A 20,997-nucleotide genomic window follows, 5' to 3' on the forward strand; every position below is an offset into this window, starting at 1 on the left:
GAGCCCCTGGCGGGCCACCGGGGCGGGAAAGATTCAACTGGCATTAAGCGGCTTCCCCGTGGGACATTAATCCTGCCGGGATATTCAGATCGCCGCAGCTCTCTTCGCAGCCAGGTCCGCAAGGGAGGGGGAGGATGGAGAAGAACTTCACGCGCTGGCCCAGGGGCGTCGCCCGCAACCTGGATTATCCGGAGGCTCCGGTCTTCCAGATCCTGCGTTCCGCGGCCCGGCAGTGGCCGGAGCGCAACGCCATCATCTTCGCCGGTATGGAGATGACCTACCGGGAGCTGGACCAGCTCTCCGACCGTTTCGCCGCCGCCCTGGCGGGCATGGGGGTCGGGAAAGGAGACCGGGTAGCCCTGCACCTCGCCAACTCACCCCAGTTCGCCATCGCCTATTATGGGCTGCTCAAGGCGGGCGCCGTCTTCGTGCCCGTGAGCCCCCTGCTCTCGGAACGGGAACTCGCCTTCCAGCTAAACGACGCGGGGGTGGAGACCTTCATCGGCCTCGACCTCTTCTGGGCCGTCTCCAACCGCGTGCTGCCGCAGACGGGGGTGAAGAGGGCGATAGAGGTAAGCCTGGCGGACTGCTATCCGACCCTGAGCGCCCCGGTCAAGCAGCTCTCCAAGGGCGCTTTCGGCGAGGGGGTCATGGACTTCACCGCCCTGGTCGCCGACCATCCCGCGGAGCCCCCGAGATCGCGTTCGAGGTGCGGGAAAACCTCGCCCACATCTCCTACACCGGGGGCACCACCGGCACCCCCAAGGGCATCATGGTGACCCATTACAACGCCATGGTCAATTCCTGCCAGCTCTCCTACTGGTTCTCCGGGGGCCAGGTCTCCTACGAGGACGGCATAATAGGGCTTCGCCGCGCGGAGGGAGACCGCGACGAGGATCATCCCTTTCGTCGGGGCATGGAGATGTCCCTGGTGGTTCCGCCGTGGTTCCACGCCATGGGCGCCTTCGGGTATCTGAACATGCTACTCATGGCGGGCAACACCCTGGTGGTCTTCCCGCGCTTCGATCCCGAGGAGTTCCTGCGCGCCATCAACAAGTACCGCGTCACCCTCTTCGGGGGCGCCCCCCAGCTCTTCGTGCCCATGGTGGACCACCCCCTTTACGAGGGGACGGACATGTCCGAGATACGCCTGGTGGCCTCGGGCGGGGCGCCCATCCCCCTCAGCCTCATGCGCAGGTTGCTGGATAAATTTCCCGGTGTGGTATGCGAGGCCTACGGACTCTCGGAGGCCACGGCCATCGTCACCATCACCCCGCCCGAGAGAGAAGCCCTGAAGGTGGGGTCGGTGGGGCTGCCGGTGGCGGACACCAAGGTCAGGATCGTGGACCCCGAGGACCATCGGCGGGAGCTGGAGCTTGGGGAGGTGGGGGAGATCTGCGTGCGCGGGCCCCAGGTCACCAGGGGTTTCTGGAACCGGCCCGAGGAGACCGCCCTCATGTTCAAGGAGGACGGCTGGCTGCTCACGGGGGACATGGGAAGGATAGACGAGGACGGCTATCTCTACATCGTGGACCGCAAGAAGGACATGCTCATCTACAAGGGCTACAACGTCTATCCCCGCGACCTGGAGGAGGTCCTAAATTCCCATCCCGCGGTGGCCCAGTCGGCGGTGGTGGGAAAGAAGGACGACCGCTACGGGGAGCTCCCCGTGGCCTTCGTACAACTGGTGCCGGGCGCCGCGGTGAGCGAGGCGGAGCTGCTGGAGTACGCCAACGCCGAGCTGGCGGCGTACAAGAAGATAAGGGCGCTGCGTATCGTGGATGCGGTGCCGGCCAGCCAGGCCGGCAAGGTGCTCCGGCGCGAGCTGCGGGACCTGGCACAGGAGCTGGAGATCTGAGCGGCGTGAGGCGCCGGAGGCGTCTTATCCCGCCTTCAGCACCCTGCCGGCCAGTGCGTCGAGGCGGCAGGCCCCGTCCTCCATAACCACGGTGCCGTTGATGATCACGCAGTGGATGCCGGAGGGATAGCGGCGCGGCTCCTGGAAGGTGGAGTTGTCCCGGATGGTCTCGGGATCGAAGACCACCAGGTCCGCGGCGGCGCCCTTCCTGATCACCCCGCGGTCCGCCAGCCCGAAACGCGAGGCCGCCATGCCGGTGCAGCGGTGCACGGCGTTCTCCAGGGTATAGAGGCCCAGCTCGCGCACGTAGTGCTGGAAGATACGCGGGAAGGTCCCGTAGGCGGTCTGGGGCGGGGCGCCCTTTTCCGGGAAGAGGACGTCCGCCCCTACCGAGAGCTGGGGATGGTCCTGTCCCTGCAGGAACACCTTCTCCGACCAGGGCTCGGGGGAGATGCCCATGATGAAGACCACCGCGCCCTCCTCCTCGATGGTGAGGTCGGCGAGGAAATCGAAGGGATGTTTCCCGGCCTCCTTCGCGAGGTCCACCACCCGCCTCCCCTCCATGCCACGGTTCCTCTCGCTGCCCACGGAGAGGATGGAGAGCATCTTGTAGCTCAGGCACTTGAGGTAATTGGTGGCCCAGGAACCCGGCTCCCATTGCGGCCAGCGGTCCTTGACCGTCTCCACCTCGTGTCTGATGCGGGCGCGCTCCGCCGGGTCCGAAAGGCGGCGCAGCAGCGCCTCCGTTCCGCCCGCCAGCGCCCAGGGCGGATAGAGCTGGGTCACGGTGGTGTTGCCCATGACGTAGGGGATGAAGTCGAGACCCACCTCCAATCCCTCCTCCAGGGCGCGGTTCACCGCACGGTACCCCTTTTTAAGTTGCGTGTTGGGGACGCCGGGCAGGGGCATCACCCGGTTGACCTTCTCCAGCACTCCCACCACCTCGTAGAGGAGGTCGCCGAGGCGTCCCAGGTCGGGCACGGCCATGAAATGGCTGACCTGCAGGGAGGAGCCGCTGCTCCGGGCTATCTCCACCGCCTCCTCCACGGTGCGGGCGAAGGCGGCGGTTAGGCTGCGCACGTGGGTGACGTAGCGCCCCCCGAACTCGCCGCATACCCTCGCCAGCTCCACCAGCTCGTCGGTGTGGGCGTACATGCCCGGGAAGTAGGTGAGGCCGGTGGAGAAACCGCGGCAGCCGTCCTCCATGTCCCTGCGCACGAGTTCCTTCATGCGCGCGAGCTCCTCCTCGCTGCAGAAGCGGGCGTTATCTCCCATAACCGCGATGCGGATGGGACCGTGGGCGGAGAGGGGCACGAAGTTGACGGGGAGGCCGCGCCTCTCGAGCCAGGCGAAGAACTCCCCCGAGGTCTCCCACTCTGGATGGAATTCCCTGGAAACACCCATGGTCTGTAGGGTGGATCTCAGCAGCGCGCCGTTCTCGCGCGGCCAGGGCGCGAGGGACCACCCGCAGTTGGAGACCACGCTGGTGGTGATACCCTGACGGATGTAGGGCTCGAAGAGCTCCCGGAAGTCGTCGCGGACGACATAGAGGTCGTTGTGGGAATGGATGTCGATGAACCCGGGGGCCACCACCCGGCCGGCGGCGTCTAAGACCCTGGAGGCCTCGGCCTCCGCGAGACCTCCTACCTCCACGATCCGGCCGTCCTTCACCGCCACGTCCGCTTTCCTGGCCGCGGCCCCCGTGCCGTCCACCACACGTCCGCCCCTGATCATCAGGTCAAGCATGACTCCTCCTCGTCGGAACACGGGCCGTCTCTTGGGCGGCGATGTCGCGAGGCCCCGGCCGCGGGCGACCGACGGCTCGTGCCGGGGCCCTCCCGCCTCCTCCTGCTGTTCTCTCCGCTATTCTAGAGGTTCTCCTTCACGAAATCGATCAGGGGGCGGATGACCTCGTTTTCCCTGCGCTGCGGCGCGCTGGCACAGGCGGTGAGGACGTCCATGTGGTTGTAGCCCTTGATGAGCTCGCGCTCGCCGGGGATGGGCAGGAACATGAAGGTGCCGCCGCTCAGCACCCCCTCCTCGGCGATGAACTCTATCCTGGGCAGCTCCTCGATCATCTCGCCGTGCAGGAAGTCGATGCCGTAGTCTCTCCCGAAGGGGAAGAGGGCGGCCACGATATCCGCCATCAACCGGGTGGAGAAGTACCACTCGGTGAGGTTGAGAGGTCCCTTGAAGATGACCCGCGCCACGTCATGGATGTCGCTCACCTCGTTCTCCACGGAGGTATAGGTGACCGTACCTTCCCCGTCCTGGTAGAGCGGGTCGGTCGCGTCTCCCGTCTCGTCGAAGTTGACCCAGCGGTAGAGGGGTCCCCTGCCCAGCTTAAAGGGGGAGGGACCGGCGTCGTTGGCGATGAAGTAAGGACCCTTCCCGAGCATGGAGCCCACCAGGTCGGAGAGCAGGGGAATGCTCATGAGGAGGTCGCTCTGGGGGAAGGACTTCTTCACCACCGTGCCCCCCTCCAAAAACCCCATGCTGTTCTGGATCATCCCCAGGGGAGCGAAGTCGTCGTCGAAGACGATCCCCAACATGGCCTCGTTGGTGTAGCGGAAGTCGGTGATCTGGGGCACCCCGTCCATGAAGGTCTGGAAATCACGCGAATGCAGGAAGCGCAGCAGGATGTGGGCGGAGTCCGAGAAGGGCACCTCCCGCATCACCGTGCACTCGGATTCCGGGTCGTAGTATGCAAGCATGGCAACAGCTTCCAGCAGGCTCATGGCCTCGGCATCGATCATCGGGAAAGGCAGGATACGGTTGGAGTCAGGATCCTCCCGCAGCGCTCTGACCAGCGTGGCGTAGTTATCCGCGGAGATATCGCCGATCAGGTCCTGTATGCCCCGGGGAAGTTGGCTCAGGATGGGGTCCAGCATGGCGCTCACCGGGGTCACGGTGGTGTCGAAGCCGAAGAGGCCAGCGCAGTTGTTGAAGCCGGCGTCCTCCAGGGTGGAGGGGTCGCCGTCGCGGTCCCAGCCCGCGAACATGGAGGTCATGATGCCCCCCAGGGAATGGCCGCCCACGAAGACCTTCTGCTTCCTCACCGCGGGGTCGGGCACCATGGTCTCGATGACCTTGAAGACGTCCTCGGTGGCCAGCGCCAGCCCGAACTCGGCCAGGAAGGGGACGTCGGGGTCCTTGAGCCATCCCTGGAAGGTGCGGCCGTTCACCTCCTTGCCCAGATAATAATAGTCGATGGCCATGCGGGCTGCTTCCATGGCGCCGAGGTTGCCGGCGTCCAGCTCGGCCTCGAGGTAGTTGGCCACCGAGAGGTCCTCGAGGCGGTTGGGGCGGCGCTCCACCGCCCATATCTCCAGGTCGAGGCCGTCCTGCTCCCTGGCCATATAGACCATCTGGCGACCGAGGTACTCGAAGCCGTTGGCCCCCTCCAGGATGCCCGGCAGCATCACCAGCATGGCGTCGGTGGTCTCGGGGTTCACGCGCGCGGGGTCCTCCGGGTCGAGGGTCGAGCCGTCGGCGGGGCGGAAGCGGAGGAAGCGTATCTCATCACAGGCCGCGGGAGCGCCCCACTCCGCGGGCAGGGGGGCGCTTATGACACGCTCCTCCACCGTCACCACGGCGTCCACCTCCTCCTGCGTCCAGGCCCGCGGCATCCCGGGGTGCGCTCCCTCGGGCACCGGCCCGCCCGGGCGGTAGCATCCCGCGAGCGGGATGAGCACGAGGAGTGAGGCCAGGCATGCGGCGGTCACCAGGGTACAGGCGAAAGTCCTGCGGCGCGAAAACATCGTCATCCCCCCTTTTGCATACGGCTTTCCCCCGTTGCACTGGAAGCTTCCGGCCGCACGTGCCGTACTGCGGCGAGGAAGAGCTCACGGCCAGACGCTTCCCCCGGCAATGTATGGCATGAATATAACCCCCGTACGCTGCGGCGTCAAAGGGGTTCCCCCGCGGCGTCCTCGAGGGCGGAGAGGATGTCCCCGTCGGGAGGGTACTCGGTCTGGATGCTGGAGATGAAGATGTACCTGATGATCCCCTCGCGGTCGAGGACGAAATTGGCGGGGCGCGCTATGTGCACGGACTCGAAGTTCACCCGCACGTAGACGCCGTATTCCTTCACCACCCTGCGCCCCGCGTCGGAGAGCACGGGGAAGGGGTAGGAGCGGCGGGCGAGGTAGGCGCCGATGCGCTCCAGCTTCTCGGCGAGGATCACCACCGCCCCGGCGCCGCGCCTCTCGATCTCAGGATATATGTCTTGTATATGGCCCATATACTCCCGGCAGTGCGGTCACCAGGTACCCCGTCCGAAGTAGATCATCAGGGGCCGGTCGAGCAGGCCGGACAGGGTGACCTCCTCGCCCGTGGCGGCGTCCGGAAGCGTGAAGTCCGGGGCTCTGTCCCCCACCTTGAGGATCTTGCTCTCCCTCGACATGGAGCACCTCCCGAAAACAGGCTCTCAGGACTGCCTTCGCGTAACACGCTCCTATTATTCCCCGCCGCATGGCGGATATGCATGAAGCACGACGGCGGGAAGTAGGTGTCCGCATGATCCTCGCCGCGCGGAGGGTTAAACGAGGCTCCCTCTTCGCGTGCGGGAGAATCGGCGTGCGGGAGAATGCAGGTCGAAGAACGAAGCTGCGACCCCAGAGCCCGCTCTCATTATTCCCCGCCGCATGGCGGATATGCATGAAGCACGACGGCGGGAAGTAGGTGTCCGCATGATCCTCGCCGCGCGGAGGGTTAAACGAGGCTCCCTCTTCGCGTGCGGGAGAATCGGCGTGCGGGAGAATGCAGGTCGAAGAACGAAGCTGCGACCCCAGAGCCCGCTCTCATTATTCCCCGCCGCATGGCGGATATGCATGAAGCACGACGGCGGGAAGTAGGTGTCCGCATGATCCTCGCCGCGCGGAGGGTTAAACGAGGCTCCCTCTTCGCGTGCGGGAGAATCGGCGTGCGGGAGAATGCAGGTCGAAGAACGAAGCTACGACCCCCAGGCGCCGAAGAACTCCCGCAGCACCCCTTCGTACCAGGCGTTGTCCACCGCCATGAAGGCGCAGTGGCCGCCGCGCGGGAGTATCCATACCCGGAAACAGGGATTGTCTCCCGCGGCCTCCCGGTTCATCTCCGCCTCGCGTACCGGGACGATGGGGTCGTCCTGGGCGTGGATGTGCACGGTGGGGATGCGGATGCCGGCCACGTAGCTTCCCGGCGAGGCCTTGCGGTAAGCCTCTTCCTCGTCCAGGCGGTAATATTCACAGGCGGCGGATAACATGGAGGTGAAATCCCTGATGTTCTCGTAGCCCCTCCAGCCCGAGAGCTTGAGAACCAGGCAGGCCTTGAAGAGCGGGTAGGCGACGAAGAAGGGCTCCCAGGGTTTGGGTGCCCTGGAGATGAAGGCGATCATGCCGCGGGTGTCGGAGGTGCCGTTCCAGGCCAGCACCCCGCCGGTGATGTGTTCGCCGCCGTCCATGCCGGCGGCGATCATGGCCGCCGCCGCGCCCATGCTGTAGCCGGAGACGCCCACCGAGGTCACCTGGGAGAAACTCCCAAGATAGCGTGCCGCGGCCACCACGTCCTCGCCCTCCTTCCAGCCGCCGGTGACCATGGCCTCGCTGAGGTAGCGGCTCTCCCCGAAGCCGCGAGTGTCCAGGGCCAGGACGTTGTATCCCCAGTCCCGGTGTGCCTTAACCGCCACGCTGCGGATGTAGTTGTGGTTCTTGCTCCCGAAGAGACCGTGGCAGAAGACCAGCCCCGGCCGGGGTCTCCCGTCGGCGTGAAGGGCCATCCTTCCTGCCAGCGGTGTGCCGTCGAGGGAGGGGAAGGTCACGGAGCGGAAGGAGCGGGGATAGGGGTACAGTCTGCAGGCGGTGGCGCGACGGGTGTCCAGGAGCATGGGGAGGGCGTCGGCGGCGAAGCCTGCCGCGGTGCTGGCCCGCCCCCCCAGGGGCCGGGGTCGGAATGGAATCCCATCCAGCCGGCGCATCACTTCATCCAGGGTCGCGGGGATATCCTTTTCCGCCATCTCAAACCCTCCTTCCTCTCGCGCGGCGTGAGCGCGTCAGCGGACAGTGCGGCTAAAAAGTCGGCAAACACCCTTCCTCTCGCGCGGCGTGAGCGCCTCTGTGCCGTGAGTTGACGGATGCCTCCCTCCCTCGCGCGCGGCGTGAGCGCTCAAACACCACCGGCTTGCCGCTTCGCGGGCGTACAGGATGCGCTTACCGCGTATGGATTCTACCATCATCCCGGCGGGTTGTCGCGGGAGTGCCCGTAAGGCCTGGGAGAAAGGAACCCCCGGGGCTTTGTCGCCGAAATAAGAGGGTTTATACTTGGCCTTAAGGGATGTTGCCTTGAGACAAAGGAGGGATGGGGGATGCGTCCTGGGGGGAGGGCGGGTTCCGGCCCCGCCGACGATGATGTCCGTTCCGCAGATTCCGTGATTCTCGCCGGCTCTACGACAGCCACGCCGTCTGGGAATGGCTCTATGCCGCGCGAGCATGGCATGGAAAGCGGTACGAAGAACCCGGGAGGAGCGAGCCCGGGGTACAGGCGCGCGGTGAGAACGGGCCGGCCGGGAGACAGCGGGAAGGAAGGCACGGGACGCCTGCACGGTAACCTCAACGGGAAACGGCCGGGCGCCGACCCGGCGTCCCCCGTGTGGAGAGCTCTGGCCGCGGCTATTCTTTCCCTGGCCCTGGCATTGGGCGGCCCGGCGTTGTGGGCTCCCGCGCCCTCGCAGGCGCAGGGGCAGGCCCAGGGGTTCAACCCCATGGGCTCACTACCCGAGGTAGCCAAGCGCATCAACCAGCTCATCTACCCCACCCTCGGCTTCCCCGCCATAGCGGCCAGGGGGTCGGAGATGACCATCGAGTGGGACTGGCGCAAGAGCGTGGCGGGAGCCCCTCGTCCCGACCTCGCGCAGGTGGAGGACCCCGCCGGTTGGGAGGTGTGGGTCACCACCTCGGTGGCCGCCAACGTGCAGAACTACCGCAGCGGCGAGCCAGGAACGGCGGAGGACCCCCCGGCCTCTTGGTACCGCTACAACGGGCCTTCCTACGGCACCTACGCCAATCCCGTCCACCGCGTGGTGAACACCCGCTCGCTGTCCGTGAAGGAGATTACCAGGGGGCCCAGCCGCCGCTGGCCGGAGATCTTCGGGCAGGCCGGCTTCGAGGTGGACCATATAACGGTGGAGATCCCACCCGACGTGCCCCTGGACCTCTACGACCTGCACGTGCGCTGCACGGCTGCCGGAGCCGACCCCTCCTTCCGCGTGGAGGACATGCAGCCCCACGCCCTGCAGGTGATCGAGGATTTCGGTGAAGAGCTGAGGATCGTGCACATCACCGACACCCACGTCTACGGTCCGGAGATAAAGAACGGCCTCAATCTCGACTACAACTCCTTCGAGCTGCGGGAGCCCCGCCCCGGCACCCCAGCCCGTCTGGACCTCTCCTTCGTGGGCTATCCCGGCTTCCCCATGGACCTGGACGGCGACGGGAAGACCAACGAGGGGGCCATCTACCTCCAGGAGGAGCTGCAGGCCATCAACCTCATCGATCCGGATTTCGTGGTCTTCACGGGAGACTGCGTCTACGCCCAGAAGAACTTCAACACCTATCCCAAGGACACCTGGATATGGGGAAGCGTCAACGGGGACCCGGGAAGCGAGTATCGCTTCGAATACACCTGGTGGTACGACGAGCTCCTGGCCCTCAACGTGCCCGTGTTCTGCGTCCCCGGCAATCACGACAGCTACTGCTGGGACGGACACGCCCTGGCGCATGACGACGGCCAGGAGATATGGCAGGACCTCTTCGGGCCGCTCTACTATTCCTGGGAGTACGGCGATGCCGCCTTCCTGGCCCTCAACAGCATGGACTGGGACAAGGCCGACCTGGACGGTCCGGACCCCTTCAACCCCCAGGGGGTAAATCCCATCATATGGGGCATCGCCACCGGGCTCTTTCCGGAGATGGCCTGGGATTACCGCGACCGCAACGGCTTCCTGGTGGATCTGACCAAAATATTCCTGCCCGTCAAGGTCATCTTCCCCCATAAATGGCACGGCCAGCTGCGCGGCGGCGGGGATACCTGGGCTTGGCAGCCGTGGCCGTGGGGGCCCGACCCCGGGGGCGACGGCTTCACGGGCCAGCTGGCCTGGGTGGAGGCGGAGCTGGCACGGGCCGACGCGGAGGGGAAGGAGCTAAAGGGCGCCTTCATCCACCACGACCCCCTGCGTCCCGCAGGGTCTCCCCCCGAGGCCTTCGACCATGCCGAGCAGTTCGGGCTGCTGCCCATGCCGGCGGGCCAGGGCGAGGGCTCGCAGGCCCTCATGTACCTGCTGCGCAGGCACGAGGTGGACTTCGTGGCCTCCGGCCATACCCATAACGACGCCATAAACCGGATCGACTGGGCTCCCTACGGGGGGTCGCCCGGACAGCTGGTCTCCATCAACACCTGCGGGGCCGAGCCCCCCGTGGACGGTAAGTCCGTGCTGCTGGGCAAGACCTCCGAGGATTACGCGGGTTACCGCCTCATCGCCTGCAGCGGCGGCGAGCTTAAGGACTGGGGCTTTCCCGGGGCCTCCGGCGACCCCCAGGGCAGGTGGTCCATACCCGGCTGGTCGGGCCTGCAGGTGGGGGCGGGAGCGGTGAATGACTATACCATCTACCGCACCAACCGCCCGGTGCTGCAGTGGATGGAGCAGGACGACTCTTCATCGCCCGCATACCGGCGCCCGCACATCACCGACGGGGCGGGGACCTTCAGCAGGCCTCTGCCCCTGGACGCCACCGGTCCGTATAACGACCTCACCTGCAAGGTGGTGAACGCCCTGGATCAGCCGGGTGCGGTGCTGGACCTCTTCGGCTGTCGCATCGAGTTCCCCATGAAGAGGCTGGCCGGAGGCAGGTACTACGCGGTGCAGAACGGCAGGATCATGGAGCAGTACGACACCGACGCCGGCCTGCGCATGGTGGTGGTGAAGGCGGATGTCCCCGGCGGCACCGTGGTGCCGGTGCGCGTTCACGTGGCGGGGACCGACAGGGTGAAGCCGGTGGTGGACGAGGCGCGCATCGACGGCGGGGCCGCCGCCACTCCCGACCTGGAGGTTACGCTGAGCCTGCGCGCCCACGACGACGGGGCCGGCCTCATGGACTTCCGCGTCTCCAACAGCAGGGACTTCGCGGGGGCGCGGTGGATCCCCTGCCGGGACGGTCAGCAGATAAACATGCCCTGGGTGTTGGCGGAGGGGGGAGCGGGCAGGCGGCAGGTGTTCGTGCAGTTCCGCGACGCCGCCATGCCCGGAAACGTTGTCCTGGTAAAACTTACCATCAAATACGTTCCCGGGGATTGAGGGTCTCGAGAGGCTTTTCTTCTGCCTCACAGCGGGCGGCATAAAGCCATGCGGAGGGGCATCTCCTGTCGCCGGGTTTAGGAGAACCCCGGCGTTTCACGGATGTCTTTTTGCTTCCGCAAAGAAATGAGTGCCGCTCTCGTGGCCGGCGCTTCGCGCCCAAATCCCTGATCGCCAGCCTTTCATAAACCGGCGTAGTCCCAGGGTCCCCATGCCTGTCTTCGCGGAAAGAGACCTTGCGATGCGCCGGGGGCTCCGAAAGGTATCCGGTTCCACGGAAGGTCGGTGGACGGGAGACGGGAGGTACGTAGTTACTGCGTTCCGGCGGAGCGGCATGATCCGGCGGGGTTTTCCTGCGTTCGCCGCCTGTGGACGGAAAACCTCGCTTGTCAATGATCGATGGCCTTTTTGGAAAGGGATTTTATGTCGATAATCTGTTTGAACATGTCTTGCGATGGGAGCAGAGGGACCAAACGAGGGCCTTATGCGGCCGCGCGAGGGACGGGGTCGACCGGCGTTCCGTATGCGTGCTCCGGGAGGTTGGCGCGGTTCCCGATGACCGCGCCGGCATGTCGGTAGTCGGGTCAAGGATCTCATGGATCGGCAGGGGGCGGGAGATGGAGGCGAGAAGACCGGCTAGAGAGCATCGCATTCCGCGCTTCCTGCGGCTGCGGGGACGGGCCCGGCGGGTACTGTTCGGCAACGTCTTCATCCTCGGCGTGGTGTCCCTCGTGTGGCTGCTGTTGCGCTCAGGGCGCAAGCCTTCGCGGCTGGCCTATCCCTGCCAGCAAGCGGCACTGACCAACACCTCCTTGCTCTTCGGGGGAGGGGTGGTGCCCCTGGCGGCGCGCCTCGGCCGCGCCCTGCATGCCGAAAGCGCCGCGAGCGCGGAAGGGGATCCCGATACCCGGATGCGCTGCCTTCGCGTCCTGGAGGCGGCCTCGCTGTTCCTGCTGGCCGGGCTTCTGGCGGCCTCGCTCCTCGGGAGCCCGGGCGGTCCGCGCCTCACCGTCGCCATGAAGGCCGCCGCCGTCGGGCTCGACCTGCCCGAGCTGCGCTCCGATTCCCCCCGCGCCTCGGCCATCTACGTGGCGGAGGGCATTCCCGCCAACTCCGAGCGCGGGGTGGACACGCTCATCGACGTCATGGCCCGCAACGGCCTGGATCTCTTCCGCAGCGCGAGCGCGCACGCGGCCTCCGGCCCCCAGGGGATCATCGGAAGCGACGACATCGTGCTCATCAAGGTGAACGGAGAATGGCGCTACCGCGGCGGGACCAATACCGACGTGGTCAAGGGCCTGGTGAACGCCATCGTGCACCACCCGGACGGGTTCAGGGGGGAAGTGGTGATCGTGGAGAACGGGCAGTGGGATTCCTATATGGACAACCGGCCCGATAACCGCAACCCCGACGCCTGCAACGCCGAGGACAGGGGCCAGTCCTTCAACGACGTGGCCATGATGTTCGCCGCCGATCACCGCGTATCCGTCTACGACTGGACGGCCATCCAGACCCTGGCGGTGGGGGAGTTCGCCTCCGGCGACATGCGTGACGGTTACGTGTACGTTCCGGAGATCCAGCTCGGCTACCCCAAGTTCACCACCGTTTACGGCACGCGCATCTCCCTGCGCTACGGAGAGTGGACGGGAACGGGCTACGACAACGGAAAGGTCAAGTTCATAAACCTCCCGGTGCTCAAGGACCACGGAGGGCCCGGGGTCACCAACGCCCTCAAGCATTTCATGGGGGTTCAGGACCTCTACCAGGGCACCCAGAATCCTCCCCACGGCCCCATGGTGAGCGAGGGCATCCTGGCCAAACTCATGCTGGTGGCGCGCTACCCGGACCTGAACATCTGCGACGCCATATGGGTCTGCCCGGCGGGAGGTCCCAACGCGCCCTACGACCGCGCGGTGAGGGTGGACCGCCTGCTGGCGAGCCGGGACCCCGTGGCGCTGGACTATTACTGCGGGAAATACGTGCTCATGCCCATATCCGGCAACCCCCGCCACGATCCCGACGGCGACAACCAGTTCCACCAGATGCTGGCATCGAGCCGGGACGTGCTGGCGGCGGGCGGAAAGCAGGCGACCATGGACGAGGGCGAGATGAACGTTTATAAAGGCTCGGCGCCCGACGTCCCTCCGCCCATGCCCTGCGAGTCCTTCCTGGCGGAAGGCTGCACCGATTACGGTTTCGAGACCTGGGTGCTGGTGGCCAACCCCCACGACCGGGATGCGGAGGTAAGGGTGTCTTACTACACCGAGGAGGGATGCCGCAACGCCGCGCCCGTGACCGTGCCCGCGCATTCCCGCCTCACTCTGAACGCCTCCGCCACCATCTGGGCCAAGAGCTCCGGCGTGCGGGTGGGCTCCGACCTGCCCGTGTTCGTAGAGAGGGCTATGTACTGGAACGGCCGCCGGGAGGGACATAGCGCGGCGGGCGTGTCGGAGGGGTCGCTTGAATGGCACCTGGCCGAGGGCTGCACCGACCACGGATTCGAGACCTGGGTGACGCTGCTCAACCCCGGCGCAAAGGAAAGCGTGGCCGAGCTGCGCTTCCTGGGCGAGAAGACGGGGGAGAGACGGGGCGCGGTGACGGTGCCCCCCTACACGCGCATGAACGTGAAGGTAAACGACTGGGTGGGGGCGGACAACGTCTCCACCGTGATCAGCGCGGATGAGCCGGTGGTGGCCGAGATATCCATGTATGGGCCGGGGCGCCGCTCCGGGACCTGCTCCATGGGGGTTACGGCTCCTGGTAAAGAATGGTATCTCGCGGAGGGAGCCACCCATTCCGGTTTCCACACCTGGCTGCTTCTCATGAACCCGGGGGCGGAAAAGGCCGAGGTCGAGGTGAGGGTGGACGCCCCCGGGGGCGGGCTCGAGCCGCTGGTCATAGAGGTGGCGCCGCGCGCCCGCGGGACCCTGCACCTCAACGAGCTGCTGCCCGGACGCGACCTCTCCATGACGGTGAGATCACAGGTGCCGGTGGTGGCTTCGCGGTCTGTGTACTGGGAGGTTTCGGGGGGCAGGGCGGGACACGAGTGCCAGGGGAACCCGGCGCCCGCGCGTGAGGTGTTCCTCGCCGAAGGATGCACCGCCTACGGCTTCGATACCTGGCTGCTGCTCTATAACCCGGGTGCCGTAGACGCCGTCGCCACCGTGTATGCCATGACGGAGAGCGGGGAAAGGGAGATAGGGAAGGTGGAGGTGGCCGCCCGCGGCCGCTCCACCGTACGGGTGGCGGACCTCTATCAGGGCTCCCTCTCCATGCGCGTGTTGGCGGACGAGCCCATATGTTGCGAACGCGCCACCTACTGGTCGCAGCGCGGCGGCGGCACCTGCTCGCCCGGCCAGTACCCCTGATGGGCGTGAGCCGCCGGGAGTGAGGAGGCGGGTCGCGCATCTCGCATCACCATATCCATGGAATATCCTACCAAGCGCTGATGCGGGATGCAGCGTTCCGTTCACAGCTTAAATCCCGGTGCCGCAGACCGCGCACATGGCGAGAGCGGCAACTCCTCCCCGCCGGACGGCAGAGGAGGTCGGGGAGTCGGCGCTTACCGGCCCGCGACCTTTGCCATGACCTCGCGGGCGAAGTCGCGGGCGCGCTGCAGCCTGGTCTCGTCCGGCTGTCCGACGGTCTCTCCCCGGCGCTCCCCGAAGGACCTCATCCTGGGGTCGTCGCTCTTGAGCAGCGCGTCCGCTATGGCCTGGGAGAGCTCTCCCTGACAGTCGAAGAAGCCCACCAGATCGGACAAGGCGGCGGCCTCGCGGCACTTCTCCAGCCAGGCCTCGATGCCCTCCTGGTCCTCGGGGGCGGCGTGGGTGACGAAGAGGGCCACTTTCTTTCCCGCGGCCTTTTGCTCCAGGAACTCCCTGCCCTCCTTGGCGGGACCGAAGGCGATGATGGGGAAGCCGATGAAGGAGAGGTCGTATCCCTCCAGGCTCTCCACCTCGCCCAATTCCTTGAGCTCCTTTTCCCCCTCGATGCTCTCGTAGATGGCCTCCGCGACCTTTCTGGTCTTGCCCGTCTGGCTGAAATAGGCCACCAGCACCTTCATCTTCTCACCTCCTGCTCGACCTGCCTTGCGGGTAGATTCTATCACGTTATCGCGCGGGGGAAGGGCGGGCGCAGATGTCTCGGACGGGAAGGCGGCCGGGCGGGCGGGAGATCCGATGCCGCTCGCCTTCGCCGGATCGGGAAGCCGCCGAAGAAGGGGAGACGAAGGTTCGCGACCGCGAGAGATCCGGCGGCATGTACGGATCGCGCGGCATGGCCTTCGGGGATGCGCCGGCTGGTCCGGAGGAGGCAGGCCGCGGCAGTGAGCATATCCTCACGGTTGAGGATCCCGCATTGGACCGCGCGTGACATGGCCGGAAGATATGGAGGATATAATAGAGCTGGCCCGCGGACGATCGAACGGAGGGAGAGGCGAGCGCATGGAGGAGAGCGACGGCGGCATGGAGAGCGAGGGAAGGCGGGAGGGCCCGCCGCGGAACCCAGGCACGGGAGGCCGGAGGCGGGCTGTGCTGTGGATGTCGCTGGCGCTGGCGGTGCTGGTGGTCGTGGCGGGGCTGATAAGCGGGATCTACGCCTGGCGTTTCCTAGCGGCGGCACGGGAGCTCACGGTGGGGGACATCGACCCCTCGGGGTTGCCGGACGGCGTCTACACGGGGTCATACAGCTTCTTTCACGTCAAGGCGGCGGTGGAGGTGGAGGTGGAGGGCGGTCGCGTCAAGGCCATCGCCCTCATCGACGCCGGGAGGATGGCGGAGGAGACCCGGGAGGACATCGAAGGCATCTTCGAGCGGGTGGTCTCCGCCCAGTCGCTGGACGTGGACCTGGAGAGCGGCGCCTCGGTGAGCAAGAAGGTGTCTTTGAAGGCGGTGGAGAGCGCGCTGTCCGCGGCGGGAGACTGACCGGCAGAGCACCTGCCGGTATCTTTCAGGCAGGGGAAAGCGTTGGATCATAGTCGCAGGTCAAGGCGGGTAAGGGAGGAAAGGCGGCATCTCCTCCAGAACGCCGGAGGTCGCAGGGAACGGAGGTCTCTATGATGCATCCCTTGAAGCAGTTGATGAACCCCTCATCCATCGCCATCTACGGTGCCTCCAACAACCCCATGAAGATGGGCTCCATACAGCTCGCCAACATCTTGGAGACCGGGTACGGGGGCGAGGTCTATCCCATCCACCGCAGCGAGGCGGAGGTGATGGGCGTACCGGCCTACCGCAGCATCGCGGAGGTGGGAAAGCCCGTGGACCTCGTGCAGCTGGTGCTGCCCACGGAGGTGGTGCCGGAGGCGCTGGAAGAATGCGGCAGGGCAGGGGTGCGGCGCGCCATCATCATCTCCGGCGGCTTCAAGGAGGTCCCGGGCGAGGAGGGAAAGCGGCGGGAGCAGGAGATCAGGGAGATCGCCGCCAGGTACGGCATGCGCTTCCTCGGTCCCAACTGCGTAGGGATCATGAACAGCGCATGTTCCCTCAACACCACCACCATCGTCAACCCGCCCATGGGGGGCAGCATCGCCTTCGCCTCCCAGTCCGGGGCCTATACCGCCATGATCAACCCCTACCTGCGCTCCCAGGGCATAAGGATGGGTCAGACCATCAGCGTGGGCAACGAGGCGGACCTGGACCTGGTGGACTGCCTGGAATATTTTAGGGAAGAGGAGGACATCAGTGCGGTGGGGCTCTACGTGGAAACCGTGCGTCGACCCCGCGAGTTCATCGCCGCCGCCCGCGCGCTGGCGGACATGAAGCCGGTAGTGGCCATCTATGTGGGCGGGACGGAGGCGGGCTCGCGCTCCTCCCTCTCCCACACCGGGGCCGTCTCGGGACCCGACGAGCTGTACGACGGGCTCTTCCGCCAGGCGGGGGTGATGCGCGCCGAGGACATAGACCAGATGCTGGACCTCCTGTGGGCGCTCTCCATGCAGCCGGCGGCGGCGGGGGAGAGGGTGGCGGTGATCACCAATTCCGGCGGGCCCGGTTCCTCCCTCGCCTACCACCTGGAAAAGGCGGGGATGAGGGTGCCGGCGTTCTCCCCCGCGTTGCGGGCGCGCCTCGACGCCGTGACCGGGCCCCTCACCTATACCGGCAATCCCGTCGACCTCACCTTCGAGACCAACATCTTCATCTTCAAGCAGCTCCTGGAGATGGTCTTCGAGTCGGGCGAGGTGGACGCGGCGGTCATCTACGGCATCTTCGGCGCGCCGGATTTCATGGTCAACCTGAAAAAGCGCTTTCCCGACCTCCAGGCTGTGGAGGACGCCTGGGACGAGGGATACCGCGCCTTCCTGGCGGAGCTGGCGGAGGTGCCGATGGCCCACGGGAAGCCCCTGGTGGTGATGTCTTTCTTGGGGACTCAGAGCGCTTCCATACGCACCCTGGTGGAACACGGGGTGCCGGTATATCCCTCCGCCTCCCGCTGCGCCCGCGCCCTGCGCTCCCTGCTGGATCACGGCACCGCGCGCGCCCGTGAAGATAGATGAGCACGGGAGCGGGACCCGGCAGCGGCCGTCCCGCATCAACCGATGACCGGCCGCCGCCTCAGGATCGCCGAGAGCGCCAGGAAGGACGGGACCGCCGGCAAGGAGACAGCCGGTGCCCGCCGTGATGTCGAGTCATGACTCCTCACGGTATTCGGGGATGGCCGCCGTCTGGTAGAGACGGGAGAACCCCGCTCTTCCCGGCATGCTCCACGCATACCCGGGCGCACAGAGCATAAGATCGCCAAAGCCCGCGGCCGGGCCGCGGGCTTGCCGGATAAAAGAAACGCCTGGTGCGTCACTCCGAGGTCTCGAACTGCTTCATGTATTCCTCGACGGCCTTCTCCATCTCCGTTTGCGTCTGCTTCAGGTCGATCTTCCAGGCGCCGCCCTCCTTTACCAGGACCATCTCGAATTCCATCTTGAAATCGAGGTCCTTGAGGGTAAGGCTGGTCTGCACCCTGGCGGTGTCTCCGGATATGCTGGACTTGCCGACGGAGTGCTCGGACACCCCCTCGCTGACCCCTTCCACGAGGTCTTCTTTGTTCTCCACCTCGCCCTTGCTGCCCTCCGTGATGAGGGAATATGCGGTATCGGCGTCGCCGGCGAGGGCCGCCTTTACGAACTTCTCCACCACCTGTTCGGGCGAGGCCGACTTGTCGCCCCCTCCCCCGCACCCGACCACCGCGAGGACGGCCGCGCAGAGACACAGGGACATCAACAGGATCAAGCTCCTTCTCATCGATCTTCCTCCCTTTCGTTTGCCGCGCCTGTCAAGAACGGTATTCCACGAGCCTATCTTCTCATTTATATGCCCCGCTGCATAGGGCAATGGCTCGAAAGGCAGCACGGCATCGCGAGCAGATTCACCCGTTCATATTCAAACCGCCGATATGTAAGAGGATGGGATATTCAGGCAATCGCGGTTCTTGATGATATCATTGCCGGAAACGGCGATCGGGGAGTGCGCCTGGGGACGAGGGTGCGAGGAGAAGGGGATGAAAGGGGAGAACCGCAAGTTCATACTGGTGGTAATGGCTGCCTTCCTGGCGCCGGTGATCGCCATCACCGGGACCACCCCGGCGTTTGCCATGAAGTCAGTCCCCCGGAGCGGAGGCGGGGGGCAGGGTGATGTTGATATGGTAGGAGCGCGGCTCCGGCTCGCTCCTGATCCCCTCGAAGAGCATGTCCAGCATGGGCTCCACGAAATCGGCGAGTCCATCCTTGCGGCCTCGCAGGTGCCAGCGGAAGAACACGTGCTCGATGGTTCCCAGGATCATGGAGCGCACCAGGTAGGGGTCGATGTCCCTTTTGAACTCCCCGGAGGCAATACCCTCCTTTATACATGACAGGAGGAATCCCGCCGACCTCTTCACGGCCTGGTAGCCCTCGGTCTCCATGAACTTGCGGTTGTGCTTGAGGTCCAGCAGCACCAGGGAAGAGTAGTGGGGGTTGTCGCGGTAGAGGTTGAAATAGCCGTAGGCGATGGTCCTGATCTTGTTCTCCGCGCCCCTTATATAAGGGCCTACGGCCTCCAGGAACTCCACCGCCCGGGTGGTGATCTCCTTGGGGATGGCGAAGAGGAGGTCCTCCTTGCTCCCGAAATACTCGTAGATGGTGGCCTCGGAGACGCCGGCGGCGCGGGCGATCTCGGATATGGTGGCGTTGTAGTACCCCTTCTCCCCGAAGACCTCCAGGGCAGCTTCAATGATGCTCGAGAATTTATCCCTTGATCTGTAGTCGTTCCCCATTGAAAATCCTCAATATCCTAGAGATATTCTGAAATTGACATTATCATTATAGTCATCCTATAATAATAACGCAATATCTGAAACGAGTATCTTGGAGGGGATGGCGATGATCCGCACCGTCGACGAGTACCACGAAAGCCTCAAGGCCATGAAACCCAACGTGTATATGGGCGGAGAGGTGCTGGGAAGGGAAAACCTTCCGGGCACGGACATCATGGACCTGACCATCGAGCTGGCCCACGCAAAGGAGGTACAGCACCTCACCACCGCCAAGTCCCACCTCACCGGGGAGACCATCAGCCGCTTCTGCCACATTCACCAGAGCCCCGAGGACCTGCTGGCCAAGCAGGAGATGACCCGCATGTCCTGCCGCTTGGTGGGAGGATGCATCGCCCGCTGCATGGGCATCGATGCCATGAACGCCCTCTCGGTCATCACCTACCAGTGCGACCAGGCCCACGGCACCGAGTATCACCAGCGCTTCCTGGAGTACCTGAAGTACTGGCAAGCAAACGACATCGTGGGCTGCTGCGCCCAGACCGACGTCAAGGGCCACCGCAAGCGGAGGCCCCACGAGCAGGCGGACCCCGATCTCTACCTGCGGGTGGTGGAGAGGCGCAGCGACGGCATAGTGGTGCGGGGGGCCAAGGCCCATAACTCCTTCGCGCCCCTGGCCGACGAGATCATCGTGACCCCCACCCGTTTTCTCACCCCCGATGAGGGTGACTGGGCGGTGGCATTCGCGGTGCCCGGCGACTGGCCGGGGGTGAAGCTGATCTGCCGAGGCGCCAGGTACCGCGACCGCGTTCCCGAGGTGGCGACGGCGCTCTCGGGCAAGGGGGAGATCGAGTCCCTGACCGTCTTCGACGACGTCTTCGTCCCCTGGGAGCGGGTCTTCCTCAACGGCGAGACGGAGTTCGGCGGACAGCTCGCCCTGCTCTTCTCCCTCTACCACCGCCACTCCTACACCGGCTGCAAGCCGGCCATGTCCGACGTGATCATGGGGTCCACCGCCCTGGCGGCGGAGTACAACGGCATCGAGCGCGAGGGACACGTGCGACACGCCCTGGCGGAGCTCATAAGCGTGGCCGAACTCGTATATGGATGCGGCATCGCCGCGGCGGTGAAGTCCAGCAAGGCGCCCTCCGGGACCCAGATCCCGGACGTGGTCTTCTGCAACGTGGCCCGCAAGCACGCGGGAGTGAACCTCTACCACGAGTACGACATCCTGGCCCAGATCGCGGGCGGCCTTCCCGCCACCCTGCCCTACAGCGAGGAATATGCCAGCCCCGAGGTGGGCGAGCTGGTGAAGAAGTACATCATGCGCGCGGACGGCGTGAGCGCCGAGAACGTCTACAAGTGCTTCGCCTGGATCAGCGACTTCTCCTGCTCCTCCATGGCCGGGGTCATGCAGTACGCCGGCGTGCACGGCGGCGGCTCCCCCATCATGGAGGACATCGCCATCCTGGGCACCTACGACATCCAGGAGAAGAAGGAGATCGCCAAGCGCCTGGCGGGCATCGAGGACTAGGCCGGCGACCCGGCATACGTGAGGCGAGCTTTCCGC

Annotated in this window: 15 protein-coding genes; 7 read left to right on the forward strand and 8 right to left on the reverse strand. The window is 65.6% G+C overall.

What is annotated here, in order from left to right:
• The first annotated feature begins 134 nt into the window (after nt 1-134).
• Nucleotides 135-779, forward strand: coding sequence for an AMP-binding protein (locus H5T74_11195; protein MBC7230939.1), 645 nt, complete (start codon nt 135-137; stop codon nt 777-779).
• The gene (locus H5T74_11200; GenBank protein ID MBC7230940.1) at nt 710-1,858 is read left to right on the forward strand and encodes an AMP-binding protein; all 1,149 of its coding nucleotides are present in this window, start codon (nt 710-712) and stop codon (nt 1,856-1,858) included. The genes H5T74_11195 and H5T74_11200 overlap by 70 nt, the downstream gene beginning before the upstream one ends.
• 24 nt (nt 1,859-1,882) lie before the next feature.
• On the opposite strand, the gene H5T74_11205 is transcribed toward H5T74_11200, so the two are convergent.
• The 5 genes from H5T74_11205 to H5T74_11225 all read right to left on the reverse strand — a co-directional run bounded on the left by H5T74_11205 (nt 1,883) and on the right by H5T74_11225 (nt 7,853).
• Nucleotides 1,883-3,604 (reverse strand): D-aminoacylase, encoded by a 1,722-nt coding sequence (locus tag H5T74_11205; protein MBC7230941.1) that lies wholly within the window; start codon nt 3,602-3,604, stop codon nt 1,883-1,885.
• 122 nt (nt 3,605-3,726) lie between these two features.
• Nucleotides 3,727-5,625, reverse strand: coding sequence for a hypothetical protein (locus H5T74_11210; protein ID MBC7230942.1), 1,899 nt, complete (start codon nt 5,623-5,625; stop codon nt 3,727-3,729).
• A 140-nt stretch (nt 5,626-5,765) separates the two neighbouring features.
• The gene (locus H5T74_11215) at nt 5,766-6,101 is read right to left on the reverse strand and encodes a redoxin domain-containing protein (GenBank protein MBC7230943.1); all 336 of its coding nucleotides are present in this window, start codon (nt 6,099-6,101) and stop codon (nt 5,766-5,768) included.
• Nucleotides 6,102-6,119: 18 nt separating this feature from the next.
• Nucleotides 6,120-6,263, reverse strand: coding sequence for a redoxin domain-containing protein (locus tag H5T74_11220; GenBank protein ID MBC7230944.1), 144 nt, complete (start codon nt 6,261-6,263; stop codon nt 6,120-6,122).
• Nucleotides 6,264-6,812: 549 nt separating this feature from the next.
• Nucleotides 6,813-7,853 carry an alpha/beta fold hydrolase gene (locus tag H5T74_11225; GenBank protein ID MBC7230945.1) on the reverse strand — a complete coding sequence of 347 codons (1,041 nt, stop codon included), beginning with the start codon at nt 7,851-7,853 and terminating at the stop codon, nt 6,813-6,815.
• Between the two features lie 477 nt (nt 7,854-8,330).
• Between H5T74_11225 and H5T74_11230 the strand changes: the two genes are divergently transcribed.
• Nucleotides 8,331-11,186, forward strand: coding sequence for a metallophosphoesterase (locus tag H5T74_11230; protein ID MBC7230946.1), 2,856 nt, complete (start codon nt 8,331-8,333; stop codon nt 11,184-11,186).
• A 617-nt stretch (nt 11,187-11,803) separates the two neighbouring features.
• The gene (locus H5T74_11235) at nt 11,804-14,554 is read left to right on the forward strand and encodes a DUF362 domain-containing protein (GenBank protein ID MBC7230947.1); all 2,751 of its coding nucleotides are present in this window, start codon (nt 11,804-11,806) and stop codon (nt 14,552-14,554) included.
• 194 nt (nt 14,555-14,748) lie between these two features.
• On the opposite strand, the gene H5T74_11240 is transcribed toward H5T74_11235, so the two are convergent.
• Nucleotides 14,749-15,252: a flavodoxin gene (locus H5T74_11240; protein ID MBC7230948.1), complete on the reverse strand. Its 504-nt coding sequence runs from the start codon at nt 15,250-15,252 to the stop codon at nt 14,749-14,751.
• 379 nt (nt 15,253-15,631) lie between these two features.
• Between H5T74_11240 and H5T74_11245 the strand changes: the two genes are divergently transcribed.
• Both H5T74_11245 and H5T74_11250 read left to right on the forward strand, forming a co-directional pair.
• Nucleotides 15,632-16,111, forward strand: a complete 480-nt coding sequence (locus H5T74_11245; GenBank protein ID MBC7230949.1) for an FMN-binding protein — start codon at nt 15,632-15,634, stop codon at nt 16,109-16,111.
• Nucleotides 16,112-16,242: 131 nt separating this feature from the next.
• Entirely contained in the window at nt 16,243-17,682 is a 1,440-nt protein-coding gene (locus tag H5T74_11250) for a CoA-binding protein (protein MBC7230950.1), read from the forward strand.
• Between the two features lie 295 nt (nt 17,683-17,977).
• On the opposite strand, the gene H5T74_11255 is transcribed toward H5T74_11250, so the two are convergent.
• Together H5T74_11255 and H5T74_11260 are read right to left on the reverse strand one after the other, a co-directional pair.
• Nucleotides 17,978-18,421 (reverse strand): DUF4878 domain-containing protein, encoded by a 444-nt coding sequence (locus H5T74_11255; GenBank protein ID MBC7230951.1) that lies wholly within the window; start codon nt 18,419-18,421, stop codon nt 17,978-17,980.
• 355 nt (nt 18,422-18,776) lie between these two features.
• Entirely contained in the window at nt 18,777-19,430 is a 654-nt protein-coding gene (locus H5T74_11260; protein MBC7230952.1) for a TetR/AcrR family transcriptional regulator, read from the reverse strand.
• Between the two features lie 109 nt (nt 19,431-19,539).
• Between H5T74_11260 and H5T74_11265 the strand changes: the two genes are divergently transcribed.
• Nucleotides 19,540-20,961, forward strand: coding sequence for an aromatic ring hydroxylase (locus H5T74_11265; GenBank protein ID MBC7230953.1), 1,422 nt, complete (start codon nt 19,540-19,542; stop codon nt 20,959-20,961).
• Nucleotides 20,962-20,997: the final 36 nt, after the last annotated feature.

It is taken from the genome of Actinomycetota bacterium, assembly GCA_014360645.1.
In the GTDB taxonomy this organism is placed as follows: Bacteria; Actinomycetota; Geothermincolia; order Geothermincolales; family RBG-13-55-18; genus Solincola_B.